General features: G+C 65.4%; 4 protein-coding genes. All 4 read right to left on the bottom strand.

The window, feature by feature from the left end:
* Positions 1-172: 172 nt before the first annotated feature.
* Positions 173-460 carry a hypothetical protein gene (locus AB3X39_RS09185; protein ID WP_369417069.1) on the bottom strand — a complete coding sequence of 96 codons (288 nt, stop codon included), beginning with the start codon at positions 458-460 and terminating at the stop codon, positions 173-175.
* A 69-nt stretch (positions 461-529) separates the two neighbouring features.
* Positions 530-1981: an efflux transporter outer membrane subunit gene (locus AB3X39_RS09180; protein WP_369417068.1), complete on the bottom strand. Its 1452-nt coding sequence runs from the start codon at positions 1979-1981 to the stop codon at positions 530-532.
* Positions 1981-5166 carry an efflux RND transporter permease subunit gene (locus tag AB3X39_RS09175; RefSeq protein WP_369417067.1) on the bottom strand — a complete coding sequence of 1062 codons (3186 nt, stop codon included), beginning with the start codon at positions 5164-5166 and terminating at the stop codon, positions 1981-1983. The genes AB3X39_RS09180 and AB3X39_RS09175 overlap by 1 nt, the downstream gene beginning before the upstream one ends.
* A 16-nt stretch (positions 5167-5182) precedes the next feature.
* Positions 5183-6505, bottom strand: coding sequence for an efflux RND transporter periplasmic adaptor subunit (locus AB3X39_RS09170; RefSeq protein WP_369417066.1), 1323 nt, complete (start codon positions 6503-6505; stop codon positions 5183-5185).
* Positions 6506-6541: the final 36 nt, after the last annotated feature.

Genomic DNA, 6541 nt, shown 5'->3' with positions numbered 1-6541 from the left:
TCGCATCCCCCAGATCCACCGTTCGCAATTCCTCTGCTGCCCACGTCATCACCACACTCCTGCTGCCCTCTGTTCAGCTTAGACACTTCGCCACAGAGTTCAATCAACTTGTGGGTAATGGATAGCTCCCCCAAGGGGCGAGGGGCCTTCATGTCACCGCTCAAAGCGGCGATCAAACCTCTTTGGCCAACCACTGCTCCAGCGCCTGCGCCATCACGGCGTTGAGGCCACCGTCTTGGGTGACGGCGCGGTCGCGGACGCGGCTGAGGAGGTCGGCGGGCAGGCGGCAGGCCACGGGGATGAGCTTGGGCGCGGCGGGGCGCGGCTCACGTTTGTCGGCCGATGGGGCTGCTGCTTGGGCTGAGCCTTGGGCGAAGCGGTGGGGCACGCCCGTGGCCTTCATCTTGCCCTCAAGTTTTTTGGCGAGGTTTTTGACGAGGCCGGTGTTTTTTAAGCTCATGCGCTATCTCTTGAAGTTTTTGAAACGTGGGGCGCATTGTCCGCTTTATCCCCCACGCTATCCCTGCCACTACCCCCCACCCATCGCCTTCCACAGCGTCAGGCGGTTGAGCTGTTCGGCCAAACGGGTTTGGACGAGGGCTTGTTCGGCGGCGAGGAGGTTGCGCTGGGCGTCCTGGCGTTCGAGCTCGCTGGCGGCGCCCCGGCTGGCGCGCAGGTCGGTCAGGCGGGCGATCTCGCGGGTGGCGCGCAGTTGCAGCTCTTGAGCGCTGCGCTGATCGCGCCAACTGGCTTGGGCGGCCAAGGCGTCGGCTGTGTCACGGAAGGCGTTTTGCACCGCCTTTTCGTACTGCGCCACCGCGATCTCGCGGTTGATCTTGGCGATCTCTAGGTTGGACTGGTTGCGACCGGCATCGAAGATCGTCATCAAGGCCTGCGAGCTGAGCGTCCACGCGAAATGACCCGGCTGGAGCAGATCGCTGAAGACGTTGGCGACCTGACCGGCGCTGGCGGTCAAGGTGATGCGCGGGAAAAACGCCGCTCGGGCGGCACCGATGTTGGCGTGGGCCGCGATCAGGGCCTGCTCGGCTTGGACCACGTCGGGGCGGGCCAGCAAGGCCTCGGACGACAGTCCACCGGGCACTTCGGCCAAGCCGCCCACATCAGTGGCGTCGGTCGTGGCGTTAGCAGCATCTGCTGCCGCATCCATGCGCTCGGGGCTCGGCACCGGCGGCAAGGCATCGGTCGGCACCGGGCCGCCCACCAGCACGCTGAGGTTGTTCAGCTCTTGGGCACGCGCCCGGCTGAGTTGCGCGACCGCACTTTGGGCTTGGGCCACCAAGCTTTGGGCCGAGACCAGCTCAAGCTGGGTTGCTGCGCCCACATCGGCCTTGAGCTGCGTGAGCTTGAGCGTGTCGCTGCGGCTGCTCAAAGCACGCTCGGCCATGGCGAGCTGCTCGATGTTGGCGGCCAAGTTCAGGTAGCTCGTCACCACCGCAGCCACCAGCGTCAGCTCAGCACTGCGCCGACCGGCTTCGGTGGCGAGCAACTGGGCTTTGGCGGCTTCGCTCAAGTTGGCGATGCGGCCGAAGAAGTCCAGCTCCCAAGCGTTGAACTGCACCCCGGCGTTGATCAAGGTGACTTCCTTGCCCGTCACCAGACTCGGGCTGCGCGTGGCCGAGAGCCCCGCGCCCAAGGTCGGATAACGATCCGCCTGCACGACGCCCAACTGAGCACGGGCGCGCTCGACGCTCAGCAGCGCCACACGCACATCGCGGTTGTTCGCCAGCGCCTGCTGCACCAAGGGTCGCAACTGCGGTGAACGGATCAAAGCGTCCCAAGCCAGCGGGGCCGACGTTGTGTTGGCCGAAGCCGATGAAGCGGCAGGCTCAGCCGACATCACCACCGTGGAGGGCACAGCCGGGCGTTCGTAGCTCGGGGCCAGATGGGTACAACCCGCCAAACCGGCCAAGGTCACGGCGGTCAGGGCCGCGATCCAAGATGAGCCAAGGGCTTTTTTCATCAGTGTTCCCCTTCTTGCTGGGCCGGCTTCAACATCACCGCCACCGCATCGGTCGCGGGTGAGGACAGCGCCGTGGCGTGCGGTGCGACGTGCTTGCTCGGAAACAAGCGCCGAATGACGACAAAGAACACCGGCACCAAAAACACCGCCAGCACCGTGGCGGTGATCATGCCGCCCATCACGCCCGTGCCGATGGCCCGCTGACTCGCCGAGCCCGCGCCGGTGGCGATCGCCAGCGGCAGCACGCCCAAGATGAAGGCGAAGCTGGTCATGATGATCGGCCGAAAGCGCAGGTGGCAGGCTTCGAGCGTGGCTTCGAGCAAGCTCTTGCCCTCGGCCTGCAAGTCCTTGGCGAACTCGATGATCAGGATGGCGTTCTTGGCCGACAGACCAATGATGGTGATCAGCCCGACCTTGAAGTAAACGTCGTTGGGCATGTCGCGCAGCCAAACCCCCGTGAGTGAGCCCAGGATGCCCAGCGGCACCACCAGCAACACCGCCACCGGGATGCTCCAGCTCTCATAAAGCGCTGACAGACACAGAAACACCGCCAGCATCGAGAACGCCAGCAAGACCATCGCTTGCGCGCCCGAGAGCTTTTCTTCGCGCGATTGGCCGGTCCACTCATAGCCAAAGCCTTGCGGCAACTGCGCGGCCAAGCGTTCCATTTCCGCCATCGCATCCCCCGTGCTGAAGCCCTTGGCGGCGTCGCCAGCGATCTTCATGGCCGAGTAGCCGTTGTAGCGCACCGTCTGCACCGGGCCCTTGATCCAGCGCGTGCTGGCAAAGGCCGAGATCGGCACTTGCTGGCCCCGGTTGTTGGGCACGTGCAGCTTGAGCAGATCCTCGGGCTGGCTACGCAGTGCCTCATCGGCTTGCACCACCACGCGCTGCATGCGCCCGGCGTTGGGGAAGTCGTTGACGTAGGTCGAACCAAACGCCGTGGCCAGCGTGCCGGCGATGGCGTCAAACGACACCCCCAAAGCGGCGGCGCGTTCGCGGTCGATGTCGAGCTTGAGCTGCGGCGCGTCTTCCAGACCGTCCGGTCGCACCCCCGCCAGCACCTTGCTTTGGCTGGCCATGCCGAGCAACTGATTGCGCGCCGCCAGCAAAGCGTCATGGCCCAAACCGGCGCGGTCTTGGAGACGGAAGGTGAAGCCGGTGGCGGTGCCCAGTTCAGGAATCGGCGGCGGCGAGAGCGGGAAGATGAAGCCATCGCGCACTTGCATCATGGCGCCAAAGGCCCGGCCAGCCACGGCCTGCGCGGTGTGATCCGCACCCGGACGCAAGCTCCAGTCCTTCAACGGCACGAAGGCCAAGCCGGCGTTTTGGCCCGCACCGGCAAAGCTGAAGCCCATCACGCCGATGATCTTTTCGACCTCGGGCTGCTTCATGAAGTAGCCCTCGACTTGCTGCATGACCTTTTCGGTACGGTTGACCGACGCGCCCGGCGGCAGCTGCACGTTGACCAGCAAATAGCCTTGGTCTTCGTTGGGCAAGAAGGAGGTCGGCAGGCGGTTGTAGAGGAAGGCCACGGCGCCCAAGACCGCGGCGTAGATCACCAGATAGCGTCCCGCCTTGCGAATGATGCGCGCCACCAAGCCTTCGTAGCCGTGGGTGGTGCGCTTGAAGGCGCGGTTGAAGGCGCCAAAAAAGCCCTTCTTCGCGTGATGGCCCGGATCGACGGGTTTAAGCAGCGTGGCACAAAGCGCCGGCGTGAGCGACAAGGCCATCAGCGCTGAGAACAGCATCGACGACACCATCGAGAGCGAGAACTGGCGGTAGATGTTGCCCACCGAGCCGCTGAAAAACGCCATCGGCACGAACACCGACACCAGCACCACGGTGATACCGATGATGGCGCCGGTGATCTGGCCCATCGCCTTGACGGTGGCGTCACGCGGCGAGAGCCCTTCCTCGGCCATGATGCGTTCGACGTTTTCCACCACCACGATGGCGTCGTCCACCAAGATACCGATCGCCAGCACCATGCCAAAGAGCGTGAGCACGTTGATCGAAAAGCCGGCCGTCAGCATCACCGCAAAGGTACCCATCAGGGCCACCGGCACCACGATGGTCGGGATCAGCGTGTAGCGCAGGTTTTGCAGGAACAAGAACATCACCACAAAGACCAGCGCGATGGCTTCGAGCAGGGTGTGGATGACCTTCTCGATCGAGATGCTGACGAACTTGGAAGCGTCATAGGGCACTTCGAAGCTCACGCCTTCGGGAAAGTACTTCTGCAACTCAGCCAGCCGGGCCTTGATCGCGTTGGCCGTGGCCAGCGCGTTGCCGGTGGGCGAGAGCTGGATACCGATGCCGGTGGCGGTCACACCGTTCAGGCGTGATGACGTGGCATACGCCGCGCCGCCCATCTCGACCCGCGCCACGTCACGCACCCGCACAGCGGAGCCGTCGGGGTTGGTGCGCAGCTGGATCTGACCGAACTCAGCCGGGGTGCTGAACTGACCGGCCACGTTGACGGTGGCAAACATGCTCTGTTCACGCGGGCTGGGCGTGCCGCCCACCGTGCCGGCCGAGACTTGCAGGTTTTGCGCCCGGATCGCCGCCACCACGTCGTTCATCGACAGGCCATAACCCACCAACCGGGCCGGATCGACCCAGATGCGCAGCGCACGCTCAGTGCCAAACAGCGTGGCTTGACCGACACCGTCGATGCGCAGGATTTCAGGCTGGACGTTGCGCGCGGCGTAGTCACCCAAAGCAATCGGGTCAAAGGCCGGGTTGCGCGAGGTGATCATGGCGATCATCAAGAAGTTGGAGCGGGCTTTGTCCACCCGCACGCCCAGCTGCGTGACCACTGCGGGCAAGCGCGGCGTGGCACGGCTCAGGCGGTTTTGCACCTCGATCTGGGCAATCGCCACGTCGGTGCCGGGCTGGAAAGTCGCATTCAGCGTGCCCGAGCCGTTGGCGTCGGTGCTCGACTCCATGTAGATCAGGTTGGGCGCACCGTTCAACTCTTGCTCAATGACGGCGAGCACCGTGTCTTCCAGCACCTGCGCCGAAGCGCCGGGGTAGTTCATGCTGATGACGATCGAAGGCGGGGCCACCGTCGGGTACTGCGCCACCGGCAACTTGGTGATCGCAGCGGCGCCCAAGACAAGGATGAACAGCGCAATCACCCAGGCAAAAATCGGCCGGTCGATGAAAAAACGTGAGGACATGGCTCAGGCCTCCGGGTCAGCGGCTGGCAGCCGCAGAGGCTGAGGGGGCCGAGGCCGGTGCAACCGACGCAGCAGGGGCGGACGGTGCCGCGCCGCCCGGGGTCCACGGCACCGGGCGCACCGGCGACTTGGGCCGCATCTTCTGGAAACCGTCCACGATGACTTGCTCACCCGGCTTCAAGCCGTCCAGCACCACCCACTGCGAGCCTTGGGCAGAGCCGATCTTGACCGGACGCGGCATGGGCATGTTGCCCTCGCCCACCACCAGCACCGTGTCGCCCGTGGCGGCGCGGGTCACCGCTTGTTGCGGCACCAAGATGCCGGCATCGGTGCGCGCCAGCGCCAGCCGCACCTTGACGAACAGACCCGGCAGCAGCACGCCATCGGGGTTGGGCACTTCAGCGCGCAGGGTCACTTGGCCCGAGGTGGCATCGACCGTCAGATCAGAAAACAGCAGCTTGCCGGGGCGCGCATATTCGCTGCCATCGTCCAGCACCACCTTCAGTTCGGCCCCGCCGCCGCCCGCAGCGCCCACGCGCTTGAGCTGACCGGACTCGAAAGCGCGGCGCAGGCGCAGCACTTCAGAGGCGGGCTGGGTGAAGTTGACGTACATCAGGTCGGTCTGCTGGATCGTGGCCAGCAGCGTGGCCTCGCCCTGCCCCACCAGCGCCCCTTCGGTGACCAGCGAGCGGCCGATGCGGCCGTTGATGGGCGCTTGCACGGCGGCGTATTCAAGATTGAGCTTGGCGGTTTGCACGCTCGCCTTGGCGGTGGCCACGTCGGCCTCGGCCAGCTTCAACGCGGTTTGCGTGCCCACCCATTCGGTCTGGCTGATGGCCTTGGCCGCCACCAGCGGCTCGTTGCGCTCAAAGGTGGCGCGGGCCTGCGCCAGATTCGCTTCGGCCTTGGCCTGCGCGGCCTGCGCGCTGTCAAGCGTGGCGCGATAGAGCGAAGCATCCAACTGGAACAGCGACTGCCCGGCCTTGACCAACCCACCCTCATTGAACAAGCGCTTATGCACGATGCCCGGCACCCGAGCCCGCACCTGCGCCGTGCGCCAAGCCTCCAAGCGACCCGGCAGATCGGTCGCCAAGGCCACCGAGGTCGGCTGCACCGTGATCACGCCCACAGCGGGCGGCGGTGGCATGGCCGGTGCCGAAGCCCCCGCACCCATACCGGCAGCAGCCCCACTGGCCCCGGCCGATGCAGCACCCGCAGCACCACCGGCGGCCCCACCACCACCGTCACCACAAGCCGCCAAGATCAACGCCGACACCACCAGCAAGGCGCGCCCGGCGTAGGCCATTCGAAACGAAACGGGGAGATGAGACAGGGACATCGTGGGCCTCGACTGGGAAAACAGGGCTGGAAAGGG

It is taken from the genome of Leptothrix ochracea (genome assembly GCF_041083635.1).
GTDB lineage: Bacteria > Pseudomonadota > Gammaproteobacteria > Burkholderiales > Burkholderiaceae_C > Sphaerotilus > Sphaerotilus ochraceus.
This window is presented reverse-complemented; position numbering and strand designations above follow the sequence as displayed.